This is a genomic window from Jiangella aurantiaca, from assembly GCF_004349105.1.
Taxonomy (GTDB): Bacteria; Actinomycetota; Actinomycetes; order Jiangellales; family Jiangellaceae; genus Jiangella; species Jiangella aurantiaca.
This window is the reverse complement of record NZ_SMLB01000035.1, coordinates 1-21,539: the sequence shown is the minus strand read 5'-3', so window position 1 is coordinate 21,539 and position 21,539 is coordinate 1. Positions and strand designations below refer to the sequence as shown.

Genomic DNA, 21,539 nt, shown 5'->3' with positions numbered 1-21,539 from the left:
ACCGGAAATGTCGATCGATCGCGCGATGCCCGACTACGAGCTGGACGACCAGGCCGTCGTGACGGCGCCCGCCCAGCTGCGCGCGATGTCCGATCCGCTGCGATCGACCATCCTCGATCTGGTCCTCGAGCGGGCCGCGACGGTGTCCGAGCTGGCCACGGCGATCGGCCGTCCCAAGAGCACCGTCGCCCACCATGTCGGCGTGCTGGTCGACGCCGGTCTGCTGCGGGTAGTACGGACCCGGCGCGTGCGGGCGATCGACGAGCGTTACTACGGTCGCACGGCGCGGCTGTTCCGCATCGGAAAAATCGACCACCCGGTGATCTGGGAGAACGACCTCTCCGTCGCAGCGGCCGAGGCGCGGGCGGCGTACGAGGCGGACGTGCTGATGAGCATCCATCGGCACGCCCGCATTCCGCGGGATCGGGCGATGGAGTTCTGGGAGAAGGTGCTGGAGTTGGTGCGCGAGTTCAGCATCATCCCGCGTTCGGGCGAGACCGTCTTCGGCTTCGTGGCGGGGTTGTACCCGACGGAGCACCCGGCGCTGCCCGACCCGGAGGAGTAGGCGCACTCGCCGAGGTCTGCGACGTCGGCTGTTGGCTGCCGTTTCCTTGATCATGTTCCCTGGCGGCGTGTCGGCGACCGCGAGGGAACATGATCAAGGCGTTCACCGCTGGGCAACGGCAAGCCGAGGCGACGGCGAACGGTACGACCCCGACGCGTCCGCCGACGAACGCCATACGCACGCCGCCCGGCCAACCGAGCCGCCGGCCCACCGTGAGCCCGGGCGCGAGCGGCGGCCGGGAGTGGGGTGCGGCAGATCACGGGGGCTCCCGCTTGCATAATCATGCGTAAGCCTGCATACTTTTGCTCGTGTCCAAGGTGCTCACCTCCCTGCCCGCCGGCGAGCGGGTCGGCATTGCGTTCTCCGGCGGTCTCGACACCTCCGTGGCGGTGGCGTGGATGCGCGACAAGGGGGCGGTGCCGTGCACGTACACCGCCGACCTCGGGCAGTACGACGAGGACGACATCGACTCCGTCCCGGGGCGGGCGAAGCTGTACGGCGCCGAGATCTCCCGGCTGGTCGACTGCCGCGCCGCGCTGGTGGAGGAGGGGCTGGCCGCGCTGACGTGCGGCGCGTTCCACATCCGCTCCGGCGGACGCAGCTACTTCAACACGACGCCGCTGGGCCGCGCCGTCACCGGCACGCTGCTCGTCCGGGCCATGCTCGAGGACGACGTGCAGATCTGGGGCGACGGGTCGACGTTCAAGGGGAACGACATCGAGCGGTTCTACCGCTATGGGCTGCTCGCCAACCCGAACCTGCGCATCTACAAGCCGTGGCTCGACGCCGCGTTCGTGGGGGAGCTGGGCGGCCGGCGCGAGATGAGCGAGTGGCTGCGCGAGCACGACCTCCCCTATCGCGACAGCACCGAGAAGGCGTACTCGACCGACGCGAACATCTGGGGTGCGACGCACGAGGCGAAGACGCTGGAGCACCTCGACAACGGCATCGAGACCGTCGACCCGATCATGGGCGTCCGGTTCTGGGACCCCGAGGTCGAGATCGCCGCCGAGGACGTCACCATCGGCTTCGACCGCGGCCGGCCGGTCACCGTCAACGGGCGCGAGTTCGCGAACGCCGTCGAGCTCGTGCTGGAGGTCAACGCCATCGGCGGGCGGCACGGGCTGGGCATGTCCGACCAGATCGAGAACCGCATCATCGAGGCGAAGAGCCGCGGCATCTACGAGGCGCCCGGCATGGCGCTGCTGCACGCGGCCTACGAGCGACTGGTCAACGCGATCCACAACGAGGACACCGTCGCCAACTACCACAACGAGGGCCGCCGGCTCGGCCGGCTCATGTACGAGGGTCGCTGGCTCGACCCGCAGGCGCTCATGCTGCGCGAGTCGCTGCAGCGGTGGGTCGGCTCGGCCGTCACCGGCGAGGTGACGCTGCGGCTGCGGCGCGGCGAGGACTACTCCATCCTCGACACCACCGGCCCGGCGCTGAGCTACCACCCGGACAAGCTCTCGATGGAGCGCACCGAGGACTCCGCGTTCGGCCCGGTGGACCGCATCGGCCAGCTGACCATGCGCAACCTCGACATCGCCGACTCGCGGGCCAAGCTGGAGCAGTACGCCGGCCTCGGCCTGGTCGGCGGCGCGCACGCGGAGCTGATCGGCGCGACGCGCCTGGTCGGTGAGCTGCCGGAGGGCGGCGCCGAGGCCATCGCGTCCCGCGGCGAGGTCGACGCCGACGCCATGCTCGACCGCGCGGCCATGGAGTCCGGCACCGACTGACGCCGGCGCCCTCCTCCCGTGCCGGCCACGCTGTCGGCGCGGGATGAGAGGGTGCGTCCATGACCGCCACCCATCGCGTCCCGTGGCCGCTGCATCGCCGCCGCCTGGAACGCGCCACCGACTACTGGCTGTGTACCACCCGTCCCGACGGCCGCCCGCACGTGGTGCCGCTGTGGGGCGTCTGGCAGGACGGCCGCCTGTACTTCAGCACCGACCCGGCCTCGGTGAAGGGCCGCAACCTCACCGCCGAGCCGCGGGCCTCCGTCCACCTCGACGGCGGGCACGACGTGCTGGTGGTCGAGGGGACGACGGTGCGGGTCGACGACGACGCGGTGCGGTCGCGGATCGACGCCGCCATGGCGGCCAAATACGTCACGCCCGACGGCCACGCCTACCGGCTGGACATGGACGCGCCGAACCGGCTCTGGGAGCTGCGTCCGGAGCGCGCGCTGGCCTGGTGGGAGGCGCTGACCGGGCCGACGTTCACCCGCTGGGTGTGGACCGGCGGCCCCGACCCGGAGCCCGCGCCGGACTGATCAGCGCGCTGCCGGCTGCCAGCGCGTCGGCGGTGGCGACGATCACGTGCTGCATCGCCTCGGCCGCTCGGGTCGGGGTGACGTCGGATCGGTGGGCCAGGCTGACGGTGCGGGTCAGCCGCGGTTTCGTGAGGCGCACGGAGCGGAGCCCCGGGCGGTCGAGCAGCACCATCGCGGGAACGACGGCGACGCCCAGGCCGCGCTCGACGAACCGCAGCACCGCGTCCATCTCGGCCCCTTCGAGCACCACCGACGGCGTGAGCCCGGCGGCGCGGAAGGCCGCCTCGGTCGTGACCCGCAGGTCGTAGCTCTCGTGGAAGACGATCTGGGGGAGCCGCGCCAGCTGCTCCAGGCCGATCGCCTTCTCCGCGGTGACGGGCGGCCGCGCGGCGGACGAGATGACCACCAGCTCCTCGGTGAGCAGGGGAGTGCGGGTGAGGCTCGCGCCGCCGCCCGGCCGTCCCTCGGACGCGGTGATGAGCGCGAGGTCGAGCGCACCTTCGGCCAGCTCGTCGATCAGGCTGCGCGAGCCGCCCTCCGTGAGGTGCAGCTCGATGCCCGGATGGGCGCCGTGGAAGGCGCTGAGCGCCTCGGCGACCAGGCTGATGCACAGCGTGGGTGTGGCGCCCAGCCGGACCCGTCCGCGCCGCAACCCGGCGAGCTCGGCCATCTCGCGGCGGACGGAGTCGGCGTCGGCCAGCATGCGCCGGGCCAGCGGCAGCAGCGCCTCGCCGGCCGCGGTGAGCGAGATGTGGCCGCGGGCGCGGTGGAACAGCTCGGCGCCGAGCTCGTGCTCCAGCGACGCGATCTGCCGGCTGAGCGATGGCTGCGCCAGGTGCAGGTGCTCCGCGGCCCGCGTGAAGTGGCCGAGCCGGGCGACCTCGACGAAGCCGCGCAGTTGCTCGAGGTTCATGACCATAGCCTAAGCACATCGAAATCACTCGAACAATGCATTGGCGTCATTGCACGAGCCCACCTAGCGTGGAGATATGAACGGATCGACAGGCGAACGGCAGCTGTCCACCACGGTGCTCGTCATCGGCACGGGAGGGTCGGGCCTGCGGGCGGCCATCGAGGTCGCCGAGCAGGGCGTCGACGTGCTCGCCGTCGGCAAGCGGCCGCGCCAGGACGCCCATACCGCGCTCGCGGCCGGCGGCATCAACGCCGCGCTCGGCACCATCGACGCCGACGACAGCTGGCAGCAGCACGCCGCCGACACGATCAAGGAGAGCTACTTCCTCGCCAACCCGCACACGGTCGAGATCGTCACGCGGGGTGCCGAGCGCGGCATCCGCGACCTCGAGCGGTACGGGATGGAGTTCGCCCGCGAGACCGACGGGCGCATCTCGCAGCGCTTCTTCGGGGCGCACACCTACCGGCGCACCGCGTTCGCCGGCGACTACACGGGGCTGGAGATCCAGCGCACGCTGGTGCGCCGCACCGAGCAGCTGGACATCCCGATCCTCGACACCGTGTACGTCACCCGCATCCTCGTGCGCGACCACGTCGTCTTCGGCGCCTACGGCTTCGACCTGCGCGACGGCACCCGGTACCTCATCCACGCCGATGCCGTGATCCTCGCGGCCGGCGGCCACAACCGGATCTGGCGCCGCACCTCCTCGCGCCGCGACGAGAACACCGGCGACTCGTTCCGGCTCGCGGTCGAGGCGGGCGCGCGGCTGCGCGATCCCGAGCTCGTCCAGTTCCACCCCTCCGGCATCATCGAGCCCGAGAACGCGGCCGGGACGCTCATCTCCGAGGCCGCCCGCGGCGAGGGCGGCATCCTGCGCAACGCCCTCGGCGAGCGGTTCATGGAGAAGTACGACCCCGAGCGCATGGAACTGTCGACCCGCGACCGCGTCGCACTCGCCGCGTACACCGAGATCAAGGAGGGACGCGGCACCGAGAAGGGCGGCGTCTGGCTCGACGTGTCACACCTGCCGCGCGAGACGATCATGACCCGGCTGCCGCGCGTCTACCAGACGATGCTCGAGGTCCAGATGCTCGACATCACCACCGACCCGATCGAGGTCGCGCCGACCGCGCACTACTCGATGGGCGGCGTGTGGGTCCGGCCCGAGGACCACGGCACCGACGTCGACGGCCTGTACGCGATCGGCGAGGCCTCCAGCGGGCTGCACGGCGCCAACCGGCTCGGCGGCAACTCCCTCATCGAGCTGCTCGTCTTCGGCCGCCTCGTGGGCCGGGCCGCCGTCGCGCACTCCGCCGGCCTCGACGCCCAGCGCCGCTCGGCCGAGGCGGTGGCGCTGGCCCGCGCCGAGATCGATGACCTCCTGGCGGCCGACGGCCCCGAGAACGTGCGCGCGCTGCAGCGGGCGATCCGCGACACCATGACCGAGCACGCCGGCGTCGTCCGCGACGAGGCCGGCCTCAAGGCGGGGCTCGCCGAGCTCGACCGGATCGAGGCGCGGATGAGCGACGTCGGCATCCACCCCGACATCGCCGGGTTCCAGGACCTCGCCCACGCCTTCGACCTGAAGGCGTCCGCGCTGGCCGCCCGGGCGACGCTCGAGGCCGCGCTCGAGCGCCGCGAGACGCGCGGCTGCCACAACCGCAGCGACTATCCCGAGCTCGATCCCGCGCTGCGCGTCAACCTCGTGTGGTCGCCCGCCGCGGGCGTCGTCCGTGAGGAGATCCCGCCGGTGCCCGCCGAGATCGCCGGTCACATCCAGGACGTCTCCACCGAGGGCAAGCTCGTCGAATAGTCACGCCGCCCGGCCGGTGATGAGGCACTGCAGCTGCACCTCGTCCCCGTCGGCGAAGCCGGCGGCGTGCGCCAGTGGACGCGGCGGTGGAGGCCAGTCCGCAACCGGTCGCCGGGGGAGAGTTCACCGTCCGCTCCGTCCTCGTTTCCGCGCGTACCCGCCTTTCGATCAAGATCATCGCTTTCTCCAGGTGCGGGCGCGTTTTCGTCATTCCGGCCGACCTGGAGTCACGGCTAGCGTCACGCGGCGGGGGATCGCGCCCCGCCCCCGTACGCAGACCGCAGCACCTCGAGGAGGAGTGCCGTGTTCGCAGGCTCCAAGAAACGCCGCCGATCAACCGGCCTGGCCGCCGCCGTCGCCGTCACCGCGTCCGTCGTCGCATCGCTGACGGTGACGGACATCGGAGTGGTCCCGGCCCAGGCGCTGGCCACGCACACCGTGGCGTCCCCCGACGGCCAGATCACCTTCGCCGTCCACGAGCAGCCCTCCGGCGCGCTGACCTACGAGGTCACCGCCGGCACCACGACGATCTTCGAGGAGTCGCCGCTGGGCATCGCGACCAGCGCCGTCGACTTCTCCAGCGGCCTGACGTACGCGTCGCAGAGCCGCACGACCATCGACCAGACCTACACGCTGCCGGCTGGCACCAAGCCGTCGTACCGCGACCACGCCAACCAGCTGGTGCTCAGCTACACCAAGGGCGGCCAGACGATGCAGCTGGTGGTGCGCGCCTACGACGACGGCGTCGCCTACCGCTACGTGCTGCCGGGCGGCGGCGGTGCCGTCTCGATCACGGACGAGATGAGCGGGTTCCGGCTGCCGGCGCCGACTGGTGGCTGGGCCGCGGTGTGGAACGGCAACTACGAGCAGGACTACGTCTACCGCTCGGCCTCCGGGCTCAACGACGGCACCGAGCTGACCATGCCGCTGCTGGCGTCCATCGACGACAACGCCTATTTCACCGTGATCTCCGAGGCGAACGTCTACAACGCGAACGCCGGCTACGCGCCGTCGCTGCTGAAGGGCAGCCAGGCGAACGACGGCCTGCTGAACGTGGAGCGGACGCCGGATCAGGCGTTCCCGATCAGCAGCACGTACCCGTTCCAGACGCCGTGGCGGGCCGCGATCATCGCCGAGGACCTGAACGTGCTGGTCAACTCGGACCTCGTGCAGCACCTGAACCCGCCGGCCGGCACGAACGCCGACTGGGTGAAGCCGGGCCGGGCCGCGTGGTCGTGGTTCAGCGACGGCGACAGCGCCGCCGACCTGGACAAGCAGAAGCAGATGGTCGACTTCGCCGCGTCGATGGGCTTCGAGTACGTGACGGTCGACTGCTGCTACGACCCCGACGTCGACCTGCCGGCGATCTCGCAGTACGCCGCGCAACGGAACGTCGACATCTTCGCCTGGGTCACCGCCGAGCCGTTCGCCACGCCCGCCCAGGCCGACGCGCTGGTCGCCGAGCACAAGGCGTACGGCGTCGTCGGGCTCAAGGTCGACTTCTTCCTCAACGACTCGCAGGAGGTCATGGGCTGGTACCAGTCGATCGGTGACGCAGCCGGCGAGCACGAGTTGATGCTGAACTTCCACGGCAGCACCAAGCCGGGCGGCGAGAACCGCACCTGGCCATGGGTAATCACGTCGGAGGCGGTCGCCGGCACCGAGCACTACCTCTACCCGCCGCCGACGACGGCCCGGCTGGACGCGACGTTCCCGTTCGTGCGCAACCCGATCGGCGGCATGGACTACACGCCGACGATGATCTCGCTGAACGGCTCGATCCTCACCCAGGCGCACACGCTGGCGCAGTCGATCGTGTTCACGTCGGCGATGGTCAACTACTCCGACTCCGCCGCCGCGTACGAGCAGTGGCCGGGCCGGCACCTCATGCGGGCGATCCCGACGGTGTGGGACGAGACGCGCGTCGTCGAGGGCTTCCCCGGCGACCACGTGACGATGGCCCGGCGCAGTGGCGACGACTGGTTCATCGGCGCGATGACCGACCCGGCCCGGACGGCGACCGTGCCGCTGTCGTTCCTGGGCTCCGGGACGTACACCGCGACGATCTTCGGCGACGACGCGAACGGGCGGGTGTCCGGAGTGACGACGCAGACGGTGACCAGCGCGTCGACGCTGTCGCTGCCGATGATCGCCACTGGCGGCGTGGCCGTGCACCTGTCGAAGACCCCGCTGGCGCAGATCGGCGGCGGCGACGTGCGGTATGAGGCCGAGGCAGCCGGCAACACCATCTCCGGCGGCGCGCTGGTCGACAACTGCAAGGGCTGTTCGAAGGGCGCCAAGGTCGGGTTCCTCGGCAACGGCGGCGCGGTGCAGTTCAACAACGTCATGGCCGGCGCCACCGGCACCCACGAGCTGACGTTCACCTACACGTCCGGCGACCCGCGGTCGATCCAGATCGAGGTCAACGGCTCGGTCATCAGCACCGAGGCGCTGAAGGACTCCGGCGGCTGGGAGTTCGTCAACAAGTGGACCATCGACGTGCCGCTCAACGCCGGGGCGAACACGATCCGGTTCTCGAACCCGTCGGCGTACGGGCCGGACATCGACGCGCTCATCGTCTCGCGGCGCACCGAGGCGGAGGCGGCCGGCAACACGCTGGCCGGTGGCGCGACAGTGGCCGCGTGCGGCGGCTGCTCCGGCGGCTCGAAGGTGACGGGGCTCGGCGGCGGCGGGTCGGTGACGGTCAACGGCGTCACGGCGACCGTGGCCGGCAACCACACGGTCCGCATCGACTACGCCGCGACCGCCGACAGCACGGCGCAGGTCAGCGTCAACGGCGGCGCGCCGGTCACCGTCGAGTTCCCGTCGACGGGCGGCGCGGCGGCGACCGCGACGGTCACCGCCGGCCTCGGCCTCAACGCCGGCGCGAGCAACACGTTCACCGTCGCCGGCGGATCCGGCCCGGCGCCCGACATCGACCGGATCACCGTCACGAACTGATCTACCCGGGGAGTCCTCGTCCGGTCCACGCGGCGAGGGCTCCCCACCCACGTTGATCTTGGAGTATCCGGGGTATTGATCGGGCAATTCGCCTCGCAACCCGCCGATTACTCCAAGATCAACTTTGGTGGGGTGGTGCGGCGGTAGTCGGTCGGGCTCATCGCGTGCAGCTGGCGGAACTGCCGCGAGAAGTGGAACGGGTCGCCGTAGCCGACGTCGCGGGCGATCTCGCTGACCGTCGCCTCGGTCGTCGTCAGCAGCAGCCGGGCCCGCTCCATCCGCAGCGTCGTCTGGTACGCGTGGACCCCGCCGCCGGTGGCCCGGCGGAACAGCGTCGTCAGGTGCGACGGCGACACGCCGACCAGCGCGGCCAGCTCCGGCACCCGAACCGTCCCGTCCAGCCGGGAGGCCAGGTAGTCCATCGCCCGCTCCAGCGGGTCCTCGGCCGGTGACGGCGCCGACGCCCGGTCCGCGATCAGCTGGGTCAGCAGCTTCCAGGCAGCGCCGGAGACGCCTACCAGCCGGCCGGGCGAGTCCTCGTCGCGGGCGAGCCGCGCTACGATCTCGTCGGCCAGCGCGACCGCGCGGTCCAGGTTCCGGATCGGCACCACCGGGGCGCCCAGCGCCTCGACCAGCTCCGGCACGTCGCTGCCGCGCAGATGGCACCACCACACCGTCCACGGCGACGACGGCGACCCGCCGTACGCGTGCGGCGTCCCGGCCGGGATGACCAGCGCCGCGCCCGCCCCGATGCGGTGCCGGTTCCCGCCGACGTCCGCCCAGCCGCTGCCGCCGGCGCAGATGACGACGGTCTGCCGCGACCCGGCCGGCCGCGAAACCTCGAACCGCGCGGGTGCGGGGGAGTAGCCGGCGTCGGTGACCACCAGTCGCCGGGTGACCGGCGCCGTCAGCGCCGCGGTGACCTGGCGCCGCGGGACGGCATACAGCCGCTGTGGGCGAAGACCGTCGCGGGCTGGCACGGCTCCGAGTATGGCACGAGTTACATACTTGACAAAGTTTATTAAGTCTTCGTAGCGTCACTCCCGTGCCGATCCAACGAGGCGGCCCGGTCGAGGGAACTCCGGCCGAGGGCGCCGTCTTCCTCACCGCGCTCACCGCCGGGCCGATCGCCCGCGTCGACATCGCCCGCGAGACAGGGCTGTCGTCGGCGGCCGTCACCCGGGTGGCGAAGCTGCTCATCGACGAGGGCTACCTCGAGTACGCGCCGGACCAGCCGGCCACGAGTGACGAGACCCGGATGGGCCGGCCGAGCAGCCCGCTGCGGGTGCACGCGCGGCAGACCGGCTCGTTCGGCATCATCGTCAGGCGCGACGAGCTGATCGGCGTGGTGTGCGACCTCGCCGGTGCGCCGCGGGTGTCCGAGCGGCGCCCGCTGGCCGAAAACACCGTCGACGCCGCGGTCGCCGCCATCGCCGCGTTCTACCGCGAGCTGGTCGCCCGCGCCGACGAGGCCGGCTTCGTCGTCGCGCCGCACGACCTCGGGCTCAGCCTCTCCGGCGACATCGACCACGACACCGGCTACGTGCGCTACTCGCCGTTCCTCGGCTGGCGCGACGTCGACCTGGGCGCCGCCGTGTCGCGGGCCATCGGCGCTCCCGTCGTCGTCGAGAACGACGTCAAGGCGCTCACCGTCGCCGAGCAGTGGTTCGGGCTCGGCCGCGGCATCACGAACTTCGCCGTCGTCACGATCGGCACCGGCATCGGCTGCGCGATCGTCGTCGACGGCGGCCTGGTCCGCGGCGCGCACAGCGTCGCCGGCGAGATCGGGCACCTGCCGCTCGGCGACCCGTCCGTCCAGTGCCACTGCGGCGCGCACGGCTGCGTCGAGGCCGAGGCGTCGACGAAGGCCCTGCTGGACAGCTGCAGGGCCGCCACCGGCCGCGACGACCTCACCATCGAGACCGCGGTCGAGCTGGCCCGGTCCGGCGACGAGCGGGTCCGGGCGATCTTCGCCCGGGCCGGCCGGCTGATCGGGCTGGCGCTGGCGTCGGTGGCCAACCTGCTCGGCCCGGAGCGGGTCATCGTCGCCGGCGAGGGCGTGTCCAGTTACGACCTGTTCGAGACCGCGATCCGCGAGGCGTTCGCGGAGCAGGCGTTCGGCGCCGCCCACCAGGTGCCCATCCACGTGCGCGACCTGCCGTTCGAGGAGTGGGCCCGCGGTGCCGCCGCGGTCGCCATCCAGGAGTTGGTCTTCCCGTCCCGCCAGCGCGTCGCCGCCGACGTGCGCCGTCGTCCAGGAGTTCGTCGTGTCTGAGTCCACCACCTGGTCCGTGCGGCACGGCCGGAACACCGTCGCGCTGACCTGGTTCCGCGGCCGGCTCACCTGGACGGTGCTGTCCGGCGGCGTGCAGGTCACGCCGCCGGCGCCGCTGCACCTGCGCACGGCCGACGGCCGCGACCTGCTGTCCGGCGCGACGTACCTGTCCGACGACACCCGCGAGGTCGCCGAGGTGTACGACCTCGTCGTCGGCAAGCGCGTCGGCCGGCACACCGTCGACCACCGGGAACGCACCGTCCGGTTCGCCTGCGCGGGCGGCGGCGAGGTCGCGGTCGTGCTGCGGGCCGCGCCCGACGGCGTCGCCTTGCGGTTCGCGCTCAGCGGCCTCGACGGCGCCACCGTCACCGGCGGCGACGTGGACCTGCGGTTGCCGGCGACGGCTGCGGTCTGGCCGCTCACCTACACGCCCTGGTACGAGACCACCCGGTTCACCAGCACGCTGGACGCGCTGGAGCCCGGCGACTACGGCTTCCCGTTCCTCGTCGAGCTGGCGGACGACACGTTCGCGCTGGTCACCGAGGCGGACTTGGACGGCCGGTACGGCGGGTCGTTCGCCCGGTACGCCGGTGGCGGCGCCGTCGCCGTCACACTGGCCGGCGACGTCGTCCTGTCGGGTGAGAGCGTGGCGACGCCGTGGCGGGTGGTGATCCTCGGCGACCTCGCGACCGTCGTCGCGTCGCATCTGGTCGACGACCTCGCGCCGCCGGTCGAGGGCGGCGTCGTCCCGGCGTGGGCGCGGCCGGGCCGCGCGGCGTGGTCGTGGTGGTCGGACTTCTACAGCGGCGCGCAGCTGTCCAAGCAGCTGCGGATGCTCGACTACGCCGCCGCCCGCGGCTGGGAGTACGTGCTGGTCGACTGCGGCTGGGACGGCGTCTGGATGCCGGAGCTGGTCGCCGCGGCCAGCGAGCGCGGCGTCGGCGTGTTCGTCTGGGTGGTCTGGGATCACCTCGCGACGCCGGAGCAGCGGCGCAAGCTGGCCGAGTGGGCGTCGTGGGGCATCGCCGGCGTCAAGGTCGACTTCATGGAGTCCGAGGCGCAGGAGCGGTACCGCTGGTACGACGAGGTCATCGCCGAGTGCGCCCGGGTCGGCCTGATGATCAACTTCCACGGCTCGGTCATCCCGCGTGGCTGGGCTCGCACGTATCCGCACGTCATGAGCTACGAGGCGGTCCGCGGCGCCGAGTACTACGTCTTCTACAGCGAGCCGCTGACGCCGGAGCACAACACGATCGTCCCGTTCACCCGCAACGTCGTCGGCTCGGCCGACTACACGCCGGTGACGTTCTCGGCCGCCGCCCGGCTGACGACCGAGGCGCACGAGCTGGCGCTGGCCGTCGTGCTGGAGTCGGGGCTCCTGAACTTCGCCGATGACGTCGACGAGTACGCGAAGCGGCCGATCGCCGAGGCGGCGATCGAGCGGATCCAGGCGGCCTGGGACGAGACCCGCCTGCTCGCCGGGCGGCCGGGGGAGTACGTCGTGCTGGCCCGTCGCTCCGGCGCGGAGTGGTTCGCGGGCGCTCTCTCCGCGCTCGGCGAGCCGAAGACGGTGAGCGTCGACCTCAGCACGCTCGGCCTGGACGCCGGCGCCGCGTACGCCGCGACCGTCATCACCGACGACGACAACGACCGGCTCACTCAGGAGACCCGAGCGGTCACCGCCGCCGACACCGTCGACCTCACGCTGCGGCCGAACGGCGGGGCGGTCGTCCTGCTCGTGCCGTCCGGATACACCCGCCCGCCCCGTCCGCCGCAGCCGGCGGTCACCGTCGCCGACGCGATCCTGCGCGGCGGGCCGGGCGAGCCGGTCGAGATCGCCGCCGTCGTGACCGGCGCCGAGCCGCACCTCGTCGTGCCGCCCGGCTGGGACGCGCCCCGGCTCGCCCGGCCGCGGGCCGCCGACGGGTCCGTGGCCTGGTCGGTCACCGTCCCGGCGGACACCGAGCCCGGCCACGTCGCCGTCCTGGCCGTCCACGCCGGGGACCCGCTCGGCGCCCGGCGCTCCACCCTCGCGCATGTGCGCGTCGTCAGCCCCCTCGGCGCCCAGCCCGCGTCGCTCGTCGCGCTCACCCCCGTCGCCGCCGCCAACGGCAGCGGCCCGGTCGAGCGGGACATGTCCAACGGCGAGGGCAACCCCGCCGACGGCCGGCCGATGTCCGTGGCCGGTGTGCACCACCCCAAGGGACTCGGGGTCTGTGCCCCGTCGGAGGTCACCTGGGTGCTCGACGGCGCCGAGGCGCGGCTCACCGCGTCCGTCGGCGTCGACGACGAGAGCCCGGCCGGCACGACGGCGACCTGCGCCGTCGTCGGCGACGGGCGCGTCCTGACCACCGTCGAGGTCGCCGCCGGAGAACCCGCGCACGAGCTCGACGTGGATCTCACCGGCGTCACCCGGCTGCGACTGGTCGTCCAGGATGCGGCCGCCGGTGCCGAGCCCGCGCACGTGGACTGGATCGACCCCTGGATCACGCTCTCCCCGATGAACGTAGAGAGAGGTACACGATGAAGTCGACGAAGACCCTGATCGGCCTGGCGGCCGCGGCGGCGGTCCTGACGCTGGCCGCGTGCGGCGACAACGGCGCCTCGGCCGGCGGCTCGGACGGCGGCGGTGACGGCGAGGAGGTGAACCTGACCTTCGCGACGTTCTCCCCCGACCAGGAGCCGGCCATCCGGCAGATCCTCGACGTGTTCGAGGAGGAGAATCCCGGCGTCACGGTGGACATCCAGATCATCCCGTGGACCGACTACTGGAGCACGCTGCAGACGTCGACCGCCGGCGGCACCGGCCCGGACGTCGCCTGGATGCTCGGCGCGAAGATCGGCCAGTACATCGACGGCGGCGTGCTGCTGCCGCTGGACGACGCGTTCGAAGAGTCCGGCCTGGACATCGAGAAGTACCCGGAGCAGCTGGTCGACCTGTTCGTCGACGACGGCACCACGTACGCGCTGCCGAAGGACTTCGACACCATCGGGCTCTGGTACAACAAGGCGCTGTTCGACGAGGCCGGCGTGGCCTACCCGACCCCGGACTGGACCTGGGACGACGTCATCACCGCCGCGAAGGCGCTGACCAAGCCCGACGGCAGCGTGTACGGCATCGGGGCGCCGATGGACCCGCAGGCCACGTACTACAACACGATCTACCAGGCCGGCGGTGAGGTGATCTCCGAGGACGGCACGACGTCGGGCTATGACAGCCCGGAGGCGATCGAGGGCATCACGTTCTGGACCGACATGATCAACGTCCACCACGTGTCGCCGACGCTGGAGTCGTTCGCCGACACCGAGTCCGTCGCCCAGTTCATGTCCGGCCGGCTGGCCATGCTGACCACCGGCTCCTTCTACGCGATCCGGTTCGCCAACGACGAGTACTCGTCGCAGAACTTCGACGTCACCGAGCTGCCGGGCGGCGCCCAGGAGGCGACCATCATCAACGGCATCGGCAACGTCGCGCTCGCCTCGACCGAGCACCCGGAGGAGGCCGCCCGGCTGGCCGTCTTCCTCAGCGGTGAGGAGGCGTCGCGGATCTCCAGCGAGACCGGCACCGTCATCGGGTCCTACGAGGGCACGCAGGAGGCGTTCGTCGACGCGTTCCCGCAGTTCAACCTGCAGGCCTTCCTCGACCAGGCGGAGAACGGCGTCGTGCTGCCGGTGTCGCGCAACACCGACGCGTGGGCCAGCCGTGAGGGCGAGTTCCTCACGCCGGCGTGGACCGGTGAGCAGACCGTCGAGGAGGCGGCCGGGAACCTGGCCAACGCCATGAACGAGGCGCTGGCGCAGGAATGAGGCCGAACCGGTACCCGGACAACGCGTGGGCGGCGGTCCTGCTCGCGGTGCCGTTCGCCGGCCTGGTGATCTTCTACCTGTGGCCGCTGCTGCGCACCGTCCTGCTCAGCTTCTCCGAGGGCACCGCGTTCACCGGGTACACGATCACCGGGTTCGGGAACTGGCAGCGGCTCTTCGACGGCGACGACATCTGGCGGGCGCTGGTCAACACGCTGGTGTACGCGGCGATCGTGCTGCTCGGCGTGCCGATCGCGATGGTGGTCGCGGCCCTCCTGCACCAGCGTGGGCTGCGCGGCCGGTCGTTCTACCGCACGCTGTACTTCATCCCCGTCGTGACCATGCCGGTGGCCGTCGCGATGGTCTGGCGCTACATCTACAACGGCGACTTCGGGCTGCTCAACGAGGTGCTCGACGCCGTCGGCGGGCCGACCCGGGCGTGGGTGGCCGACCCGGACACCGCGCTGTACGCCGTCGCCGTCGTCGGGATCTGGATGGCGCTGGGCACCAACCTCATCATCCTGGCCGCCGGGCTCGAGGCGGTGCCGCAGACCCTGGAGGAGGCGGCGATGCTCGACGGCGCCGGGCCGGTGCGCCGCTTCTTCTCCGTCACGGTGCCGCTGCTGACCCCGTCGATCTTCCTGGTGTCGGTGCTGTCGGTGATCGGGTCGCTGCAGATGTTCGACCTGCTGTTCATCATGCTCGGCCGGACGAACCCGGCGCTGGCCGACTCCAAGACGATCGTCTACCTGTTCTACGAGGAGGCGTTCGTGCGCAACGACCGGCCGCTCGGTGCGGTGATCGCGCTGGTCACCCTGGTGGTGACGCTCGCGGTGACGGCCGTGCAGTTCCGCCTGCAGCGACGGTGGGTGACCTATGCGTAAGACGCGGGTGCGTGCGTCGCGGCACCTGGTGACGCACGTCGTGCTCATGGCCGGCGCGCTGCTCATGGTGTCGCCGTTCATCTGGCAGTTCCTCACGTCGCTGAAGACGCTGGGGGAGTCGACCCGGGTGCCGCCGACGGTGCTCCCGGAGTCGGCGCAGTGGTCGAACTACTCGGCCTTCTTCGACGTCGTCCCGGTCGGCTCGATGGCGGTGAACAGCGTCCTCGCGCTGGTGCTGCGGGTCGTCGGGCAGCTGCTGGTGGCGTCGCTGGCGGCGTACGTGTTCGCCCGGCTGCGGTTCCGGTTCCGCGGGCCGCTGCTGGCCGGCTTCCTCGTCGTGCTGATGGTGCCGCCGCAGCTGTTCGTGATCCCGCAGTACGAGGTGATCCGGACGATGGGCTGGCTGAACTCGATCCAGGCCCTGGCGCTGCCCGGCGCGTTCAGCGCGTTCGGCGTCTTCGTCCTGTACCAGTTCATGCGGACGCTGCCGCCGGAGCTGGACGAGGCCGCGCGCATGGACGGCGCCAACCCGTGGCAGATCTACCTGCGGATCGTCCTGCCGCTGTGCCGGCCGGCGCTGGCCGCGCTGACCATCCTCACGTCCCTGTTCTCCTGGAACGACCTGCTGTGGCCGCTGATCGTCAACACCATCCCGGACCGGATGACGCTGCCCGTCGGCCTCGCGACGCTGCAGGGCGCCCAGGGCACCGACTACCCCGTCCTGATGGCGGGCTCGCTGCTGACGATCCTGCCGATGGTGCTGGTCTTCGTCCTGCTGCAGAAACAGTTCATCCGCGGCATCGCGATGTCCGGACTCAAGGCCTGACGGCCGCCCTACGACGAAAGACTCTCCGATCCATGACACTCTCGCCCGGATTCGACGTCGTGCACGAGCTGACCGTCTCCTCCGACGGAGCTCAGGTCTTCGAGCACGGCTGGCAGTCGTTCAGCCCGACGTCCGTCTACCCGCTGGGGACGCGGCCGCACCGGCCGACGTCGGAGCGGAACCGGATGCTCAACTACCGGCAGTCCTCGCAGCCCGGCCCCGACGGGTACTTCAGCGAGGGGGTCCTCTCCGTGGCCGACGGCGCGGGCTCGGTGCATGTCGTGGCGGCGGCGGACCCGTTCACGACGGGGGTCCGGGTGCAGGCGGCGGTGTCCGGGTCGTCGGTGGTGATCGGCGCGGACGGGCCGGTGCGGGTCACCGTCGTTCCCGGTGACGACGTGCAGGCAGCGCTGCGGTCGTGGGCGGTGTCCGCCGCCTCGGGGGCCGGGCTGGCGGCCCCGAAGCCGGCGCCGACGGCGTGGTGCTCCTGGTACGAGTACTGGGGCGACGTGCGCCGCGAGGACATCGTCGAGAACCTCGAGGCGATGCGGACGCTGGACCTGCCGGTCGACGTCGTCCAGATCGACGACGGCTACTCCGCCGAGATCGGCGACTGGCTGATCCCGTCGGACGGCTTCGCCGACCTGCGCGGCCTGGTCGAGACGATCCGCGGCGAGGGCCGCCGGGCCGGCATCTGGCTGGCCCCGTTCTTCGCCGGCGCGCGGTCCCGGCTGGCCGCCGAGCACCCCGACTGGCTGCTCCGGCACCCGCACGGCGGGCCGCTGCACGCCGGGCACAACTGGAACCAGGACCTCTACTCCGTCGACCTGTCGCACCCCGCGGCCGCGGAGTGGATCCGGACCGTCTTCTCGACCTTCGCCGAGTGGGGCATCGACTACTTCAAGATCGACTTCATCGCGGCGGGGGCGATCCCGGGCTCGCGGGCGTCCGGGGCCGATCCGGTGACGGCCTACCGCGACGGCCTGCGGCTCATCCGCGACGCCGTCGGGCCGTCGGCGCACATCCTCGGCTGCGGCGCCCCGGTGCTCCCGTCCGTCGGCCTGGTCGACTCCATCCGAGTCAGCGCCGACACCGGCCACAGCTTCGCCCCCGAGGACGGCGACATGTGCTCGCCCAGCCAGGCGGCGGCGATGCTCAGCGCCCACGGCCGGCAGTTCATGAACGGCGTGTTCTTCGCCAACGACCCCGACTGCCTCATCGTCGGCGCCAAGGTCGAGAACCGCGAGGCCTGGGCCACCCACGTCGAACAGGTCGGCGGCGCGGTCGTCAGCAGCGACCGCCTCCTCGGCCTGGACGACTGGGGCCTCGCGACCACCCGTCGGCTGCTGACCCGCTGACCGCCCGCCCCTCCCAAGTTGATCTTGGAGAGAGTGGGCAATTGCCGGGTGATTTGTCCGTTTGATTCCCCGGTTTCTCCAAGATCAACAAGGCGGGCGGCGCCGCCTGAGCGACGCCGGCCCGGCCCTGGTGCTCGTCGGGGGCGGGCTCGACGACGGCAGCGAGAGTGTGCCGCTGGGGGAGAAGCTCGCCGCCACCGAGTTCGCCGTCGTCAACTACCGGCGCCGCGGCCGGGGTGACAGCGGCGATACCGCGCCGTACGCCGTCGAGCGCGAGATCGAGGACCTCGCCGCCGTCATCGAGGCGGCCGGCGGACGAGCGCACCTGTTCGGCGCGTCGTCCGGCGGTGCGCTGGCGCTGGAGGCCGCCGCTGCCGGGCTGCCGATCGACCGGATCGCCGTCCACGAGGTGCCGTACCTCGTCGGCGACCCGATGGTCCGGTCGTGGCAGCAGTACGTCGCCGACGTCACCGCCGCGCTGGACGCCGGCGACCGCGACCAGGCGCTGCGGCTGTTCATGCGGCTGGCCGGCTCGTCGGACGAGGACATCGCCGGTGCGGCGGCGGCGCCGGTCTGGCCGGCGCTGCTCGAACTCGCGCCGACCCTGCGCTACGACGCCGCCTGCCTGGGCGACGGCCCGCCGCCCGCGGACCGGCTGGCGATGATCGCGCAGCCGGTACTGCTGTCGACCGGCTCGACGGTCGACCCGCACTCGGCCGGGCTGCCGGTCGACTTCTTCGGCGCCGCCGCTGACGCCGCCGCGGCCAGCCTGCCGCACGCCCAGCGGCTCGTGATGGAGGTCGCCGGGCACGTCGCCGACCCCGCGCTGCTGGCGCCGCGACTGGCGGAGTTCTACCGGGCCTGAGTCTCACGTCCACTGGAGCCGCTCGTGGAGGATCGCCTGCTCGGCGGGGTTGCGGGTGAGCCGCAGCGCTCGCTGGTCGGCGGAGCGGGCTTCATCGGGCCGGCCGAGGTCGCGCAGCAGGCCGGCCCGCGTCGCGTGGAAGAGGTGGTAGCCGTCGAGCCGATCGGCCAGGTCGTCCAGCTCGCGCAAGGCCGCCGCGGGACCGGCGGTGTAGCGCAGCGCGACGGCCCGGTGCAGCCGGGTGACCGGCGACGGCGCGAGGTGCAGCAGCATGTCGTAGAGCAGCACGATCTGTTCCCAGTCGGTGTCCTCCCAGCGCGCCGCCTCGGCGTGACAGGCGACGATGGCGGCCTGCAGCTGGTACGGGCCTGGCTGATGCCGCCGCGCGGCGCGGGTGAGCAGCGCGACGGCGTCGGCGATGGCCGCGTGGTCCCAGCGGGACCGGTCCTGATCGGCCAGCAGCACCAGGCCGCCGTCGGCGTCGAACCGGCCGCCCGAGCGGGCCCGGTGCAGCCTGATCAGCGCCAGCAGCCCGGCCACCTCCGGCTCGTCGGGCAGCAGCTCGTGCAGCAGCGCCGCCAGCCACTCCGCATCCTCGACCAGCCGCTGCGAGTGCACCGCGTCCGCCGTCGACAGGTAGCCCTCGTTGAGCATGAGGTACACGACGGTGAGCACCTCGCCGACGCGGCCGTGCAGATCCTCGCCGGCCGGTATCCGGTACGGGATGCCGGCGTCGGCGATCTTCCGCTTCGCCCGGGTGATCCGCTGCGCCACCGTTGTCTCCGGCACCAGGAACGCCCGCCCGATCTGCGCCGTCGTCAGCCCGCACACCACTCGCAGCGTCAGCGCGACCTGCGCGGACCGGAGGAGCGCGGGGTGGCAGCAGGTGAAGATCAGCCGCAGCCGCTCGTCCGGCTCCGGCGGAACCGGCCACTGCACCTGGGCCAGCTTCTCGCGGTACCGGGTCTCGCGGCGTAGCACGTCCAGGCCGCGGCGCCGGGCGACGGTGAACAGCCACGCGTCCGGCCGGTCCGGGATGCCGTCGACCGGCCAGGACCGCAGCGCCGCGACGACGGCGTCCTGCACGAGGTCCTCGGCGGCCGAGAAGTCGCCGATCAGCCGGACGAGCGCGGCCGCGAGCCGGCCCGCGTGCTCGCGCACCACGCGGGCCAGCTGGTCGTGTGCCGGGTCGGTCGTCATGACTCCAGCGGCCGGATCTCCACGACCGGGCAGCCAGGCCAGGTTCGCACCATCCGCAGCGCCTCGTCCAGATCGGCGACGTCGACCTCCAGGTAGCCGCTGACCACCTCCTTGCCCTCGACGAAGGGGCCGTCGGTGACGATCGGTTCCGGGGCGTCGAGGCGTACGGTGGTGGCGGTGTGGGCGTCCTGCAGCTTGCTGCCGCCGCGGATGAGGTGACGGTGCTCGGCCATCCACTCGTCCACCCGGGCGAACGCGCGAGCGCGGTCGTCAGGCGTCATCGCCTCGAGGTCGGCGGAGAACTGCTCGGTGTCGACGAACAGCAGCACGTACTTCATCTGCTCAGGATCCCTGCATCGCGGCCAGCCGGCGGCCCAGCTCGTCCGGCGAGACGTCCTCGACGTGCGTCGCGATGGTCCAGCCGTGCCCGAACGGGTCGATGACGTAGCCGTCGCGGTCGCCGTAGAACTGGTCCTCCGGCGCCCGCTTCAGCGTCGCGCCCCGCTCGACGGCGTGGGCCACGACGGCGTCGACGTCCTCGACGTAGAGGAACAGGAACGCCGGCGACCCGGGCAGCCCGCCCTCCGGCGGCGGCTCGGTGCCCAGCATCGGCGACGCGTCCTCGACGATGAGCACCGAGTCGCCGATCACGATCTCGGCGTGCGCGACGGTGCCGTCCGGCCCGGGGAAGCGCATGCGCTCGGTCGCGCCGAACACGTCGGCGTAGAACTCCAGTGCCTGCGCCGCTCCGCGCACGACGAGGCAGGGGGTGATCCGGCGGTAGGTGTCGGGAATCGGTAGCGCGGTCATGTCGTCATCCTTCCTGCGATCTGTCGGCCGTTCTACCCACGAGACGAACGGCGGGTGGCCCGATACGACAACCCGCCGGCTGGCGTACTGATCACATTTCGGCCGAACCCGCGGCGGGCGGCGTGACGGCCTGGTTACGGTGCGGCCGTGAGACCACGATTCCGGTACTCGGCCCTGCTCGTCCTCGCCCTCGTCGTGGCGGGGTGTTCCGGCGACTCCAACGACGGCGACTCGTCTGACGCGAGCCCGTCGAGCGGCGGCGGCGCGGAGCTGGTGCGGGTGCCGGCGGACGCGGCGACGATCTCCGCGGCCGTCGAGGCCGTGGCCGACGGCGGCATGGTGCTGGTCGACGCGGGCACCTACCCGGAGGCCGTCGTCGTCGACAAGCCGGACGTCACCATCCGCGGCGCCGACCGCAACGCCGTCGTCGTCGACGGCGAGGGGGAGCGGGCGATCGGGATCCTCGGCATCGCCGACGGCGTCCGCGTGCAGAACCTCACCGCGACCCGCCACACGCTGGCCGGCGTCCTGATCTCGGGCGTGCACGACGCGTCCGGCAACGTCCCCGGCGACGGCTACTCGAGCGAGGCGCCGGAGGAGGAGCTGCTGCAGCGGTACGAGGTCCGCAACGTCACCGCGACGAACAACGGCCTGTACGGCATCTACGCGTTCCATTCCCAGCATGGCGCGATCGTGGACAGCTACGCGTCCGGTGGCGCGGACTCGGGCCTCTACCTGGGCCAGTGCGAGGACTGCGACGCCGTCGTCACGGGCAACGTGGCCGAGCGGAACGCCGTCGGGTTCGAGAACGCCAACGCCTCCGGCGGGGTGCTGATCACCGGCAACCGGTTCGCCGGGAACCGGGTCGGGCTCACGCTGACGTCGGACTACCAGGAGGCGTTCGTCCCGCAGCGCGACAACCTCGTCGTCGGGAACGTCATCACCGACAACGTGCAGGCGGATTCGCCGGCGCAGGCCGAGGGTGGGTTC

The 21,539-nt window shown here is 72.0% G+C and carries 18 protein-coding genes; 13 read left to right on the top strand and 5 right to left on the bottom strand.

The window, feature by feature from the left end; all coding sequences use genetic code 11:
* Positions 1–7 precede the first annotated feature (7 nt).
* From E1262_RS20985 to E1262_RS20975, 3 genes are all read left to right on the top strand, one after another.
* Positions 8–565, top strand: coding sequence for an ArsR/SmtB family transcription factor (locus tag E1262_RS20985; protein ID WP_132105196.1), 558 nt, complete (start codon positions 8–10; stop codon positions 563–565).
* 308 nt (positions 566–873) lie between these two features.
* Complete coding sequence (argG, locus tag E1262_RS20980; protein WP_132105194.1) at positions 874–2,304, top strand: argininosuccinate synthase; 1,431 nt, start codon at positions 874–876, stop codon at positions 2,302–2,304.
* Between the two features lie 59 nt (positions 2,305–2,363).
* Positions 2,364–2,840: a pyridoxamine 5'-phosphate oxidase family protein gene (locus E1262_RS20975; protein WP_132105192.1), complete on the top strand. Its 477-nt coding sequence runs from the start codon at positions 2,364–2,366 to the stop codon at positions 2,838–2,840.
* Here E1262_RS20975 and E1262_RS20970 read toward each other — a convergent pair.
* The gene (locus E1262_RS20970; protein WP_132105190.1) at positions 2,788–3,753 is read right to left on the bottom strand and encodes a LysR family transcriptional regulator; all 966 of its coding nucleotides are present in this window, start codon (positions 3,751–3,753) and stop codon (positions 2,788–2,790) included. The genes E1262_RS20975 and E1262_RS20970 overlap by 53 nt on opposite strands.
* A gap of 76 nt (positions 3,754–3,829) precedes the next feature.
* Between E1262_RS20970 and E1262_RS20965 the strand changes: the two genes are divergently transcribed.
* Together E1262_RS20965 and E1262_RS20960 are read left to right on the top strand one after the other, a co-directional pair.
* Positions 3,830–5,566 (top strand): FAD-binding protein, encoded by a 1,737-nt coding sequence (locus E1262_RS20965; protein ID WP_132105188.1) that lies wholly within the window; start codon positions 3,830–3,832, stop codon positions 5,564–5,566.
* Between the two features lie 303 nt (positions 5,567–5,869).
* On the top strand, positions 5,870–8,527 hold the full coding sequence (locus E1262_RS20960) for a glycoside hydrolase family 97 N-terminal domain-containing protein (protein ID WP_132105186.1): 2,658 nt from the start codon (positions 5,870–5,872) through the stop codon (positions 8,525–8,527).
* A 107-nt stretch (positions 8,528–8,634) separates the two neighbouring features.
* Here E1262_RS20960 and E1262_RS31780 read toward each other — a convergent pair whose 3' ends face one another.
* Entirely contained in the window at positions 8,635–9,507 is an 873-nt protein-coding gene (locus tag E1262_RS31780) for an AraC family transcriptional regulator (RefSeq protein ID WP_132105184.1), read from the bottom strand.
* 65 nt (positions 9,508–9,572) lie between these two features.
* Here E1262_RS31780 and E1262_RS20950 point away from each other — a divergent pair, with 65 nt between their 5' ends.
* From E1262_RS20950 to E1262_RS20920, 7 genes are all read left to right on the top strand, one after another.
* Complete coding sequence (locus E1262_RS20950) at positions 9,573–10,802, top strand: ROK family transcriptional regulator (protein WP_203454123.1); 1,230 nt, start codon at positions 9,573–9,575, stop codon at positions 10,800–10,802.
* Complete coding sequence (locus tag E1262_RS20945; RefSeq protein WP_162606015.1) at positions 10,795–13,329, top strand: NPCBM/NEW2 domain-containing protein; 2,535 nt, start codon at positions 10,795–10,797, stop codon at positions 13,327–13,329. The genes E1262_RS20950 and E1262_RS20945 overlap by 8 nt, the downstream gene beginning before the upstream one ends.
* Positions 13,326–14,609 (top strand): ABC transporter substrate-binding protein, encoded by a 1,284-nt coding sequence (locus tag E1262_RS20940; protein WP_132105180.1) that lies wholly within the window; start codon positions 13,326–13,328, stop codon positions 14,607–14,609. Before E1262_RS20945 ends, E1262_RS20940 begins: the two co-directional genes overlap by 4 nt.
* Complete coding sequence (locus tag E1262_RS20935; RefSeq protein WP_132105178.1) at positions 14,606–15,490, top strand: carbohydrate ABC transporter permease; 885 nt, start codon at positions 14,606–14,608, stop codon at positions 15,488–15,490. The genes E1262_RS20940 and E1262_RS20935 overlap by 4 nt, the downstream gene beginning before the upstream one ends.
* A complete protein-coding gene (locus E1262_RS20930; RefSeq protein WP_132105176.1) occupies positions 15,483–16,316 on the top strand; it encodes a carbohydrate ABC transporter permease in 834 nt (277 codons plus the stop codon). The genes E1262_RS20935 and E1262_RS20930 overlap by 8 nt, the downstream gene beginning before the upstream one ends.
* Positions 16,317–16,348: 32 nt before the next feature.
* Positions 16,349–17,674 carry a glycoside hydrolase family 36 protein gene (locus tag E1262_RS20925; RefSeq protein ID WP_132105174.1) on the top strand — a complete coding sequence of 442 codons (1,326 nt, stop codon included), beginning with the start codon at positions 16,349–16,351 and terminating at the stop codon, positions 17,672–17,674.
* Between the two features lie 130 nt (positions 17,675–17,804).
* Positions 17,805–18,539, top strand: a complete 735-nt coding sequence (locus E1262_RS20920; protein ID WP_203454122.1) for an alpha/beta fold hydrolase — start codon at positions 17,805–17,807, stop codon at positions 18,537–18,539.
* Between the two features lie 3 nt (positions 18,540–18,542).
* Here the strand turns inward: E1262_RS20920 and E1262_RS20915 are convergent, their stop codons facing one another.
* The 3 genes from E1262_RS20915 to E1262_RS20905 are packed head-to-tail and all read right to left on the bottom strand — an operon-like array spanning position 18,543 to position 20,549.
* Complete coding sequence (locus E1262_RS20915; protein ID WP_132105170.1) at positions 18,543–19,739, bottom strand: RNA polymerase sigma factor; 1,197 nt, start codon at positions 19,737–19,739, stop codon at positions 18,543–18,545.
* Entirely contained in the window at positions 19,736–20,077 is a 342-nt protein-coding gene (locus E1262_RS20910; RefSeq protein WP_132105168.1) for a YciI family protein, read from the bottom strand. Before E1262_RS20910 ends, E1262_RS20915 begins: the two co-directional genes overlap by 4 nt.
* Before the next feature lie 4 nt (positions 20,078–20,081).
* Positions 20,082–20,549, bottom strand: a complete 468-nt coding sequence (locus E1262_RS20905; protein ID WP_132105166.1) for a VOC family protein — start codon at positions 20,547–20,549, stop codon at positions 20,082–20,084.
* A 147-nt stretch (positions 20,550–20,696) separates the two neighbouring features.
* On the opposite strand from E1262_RS20905, the gene E1262_RS20900 reads away from it, so the two are divergent.
* Positions 20,697–21,539 (top strand): right-handed parallel beta-helix repeat-containing protein (locus E1262_RS20900; RefSeq protein WP_203454121.1); only part of this gene is annotated, 843 nt, incomplete at its 3' end.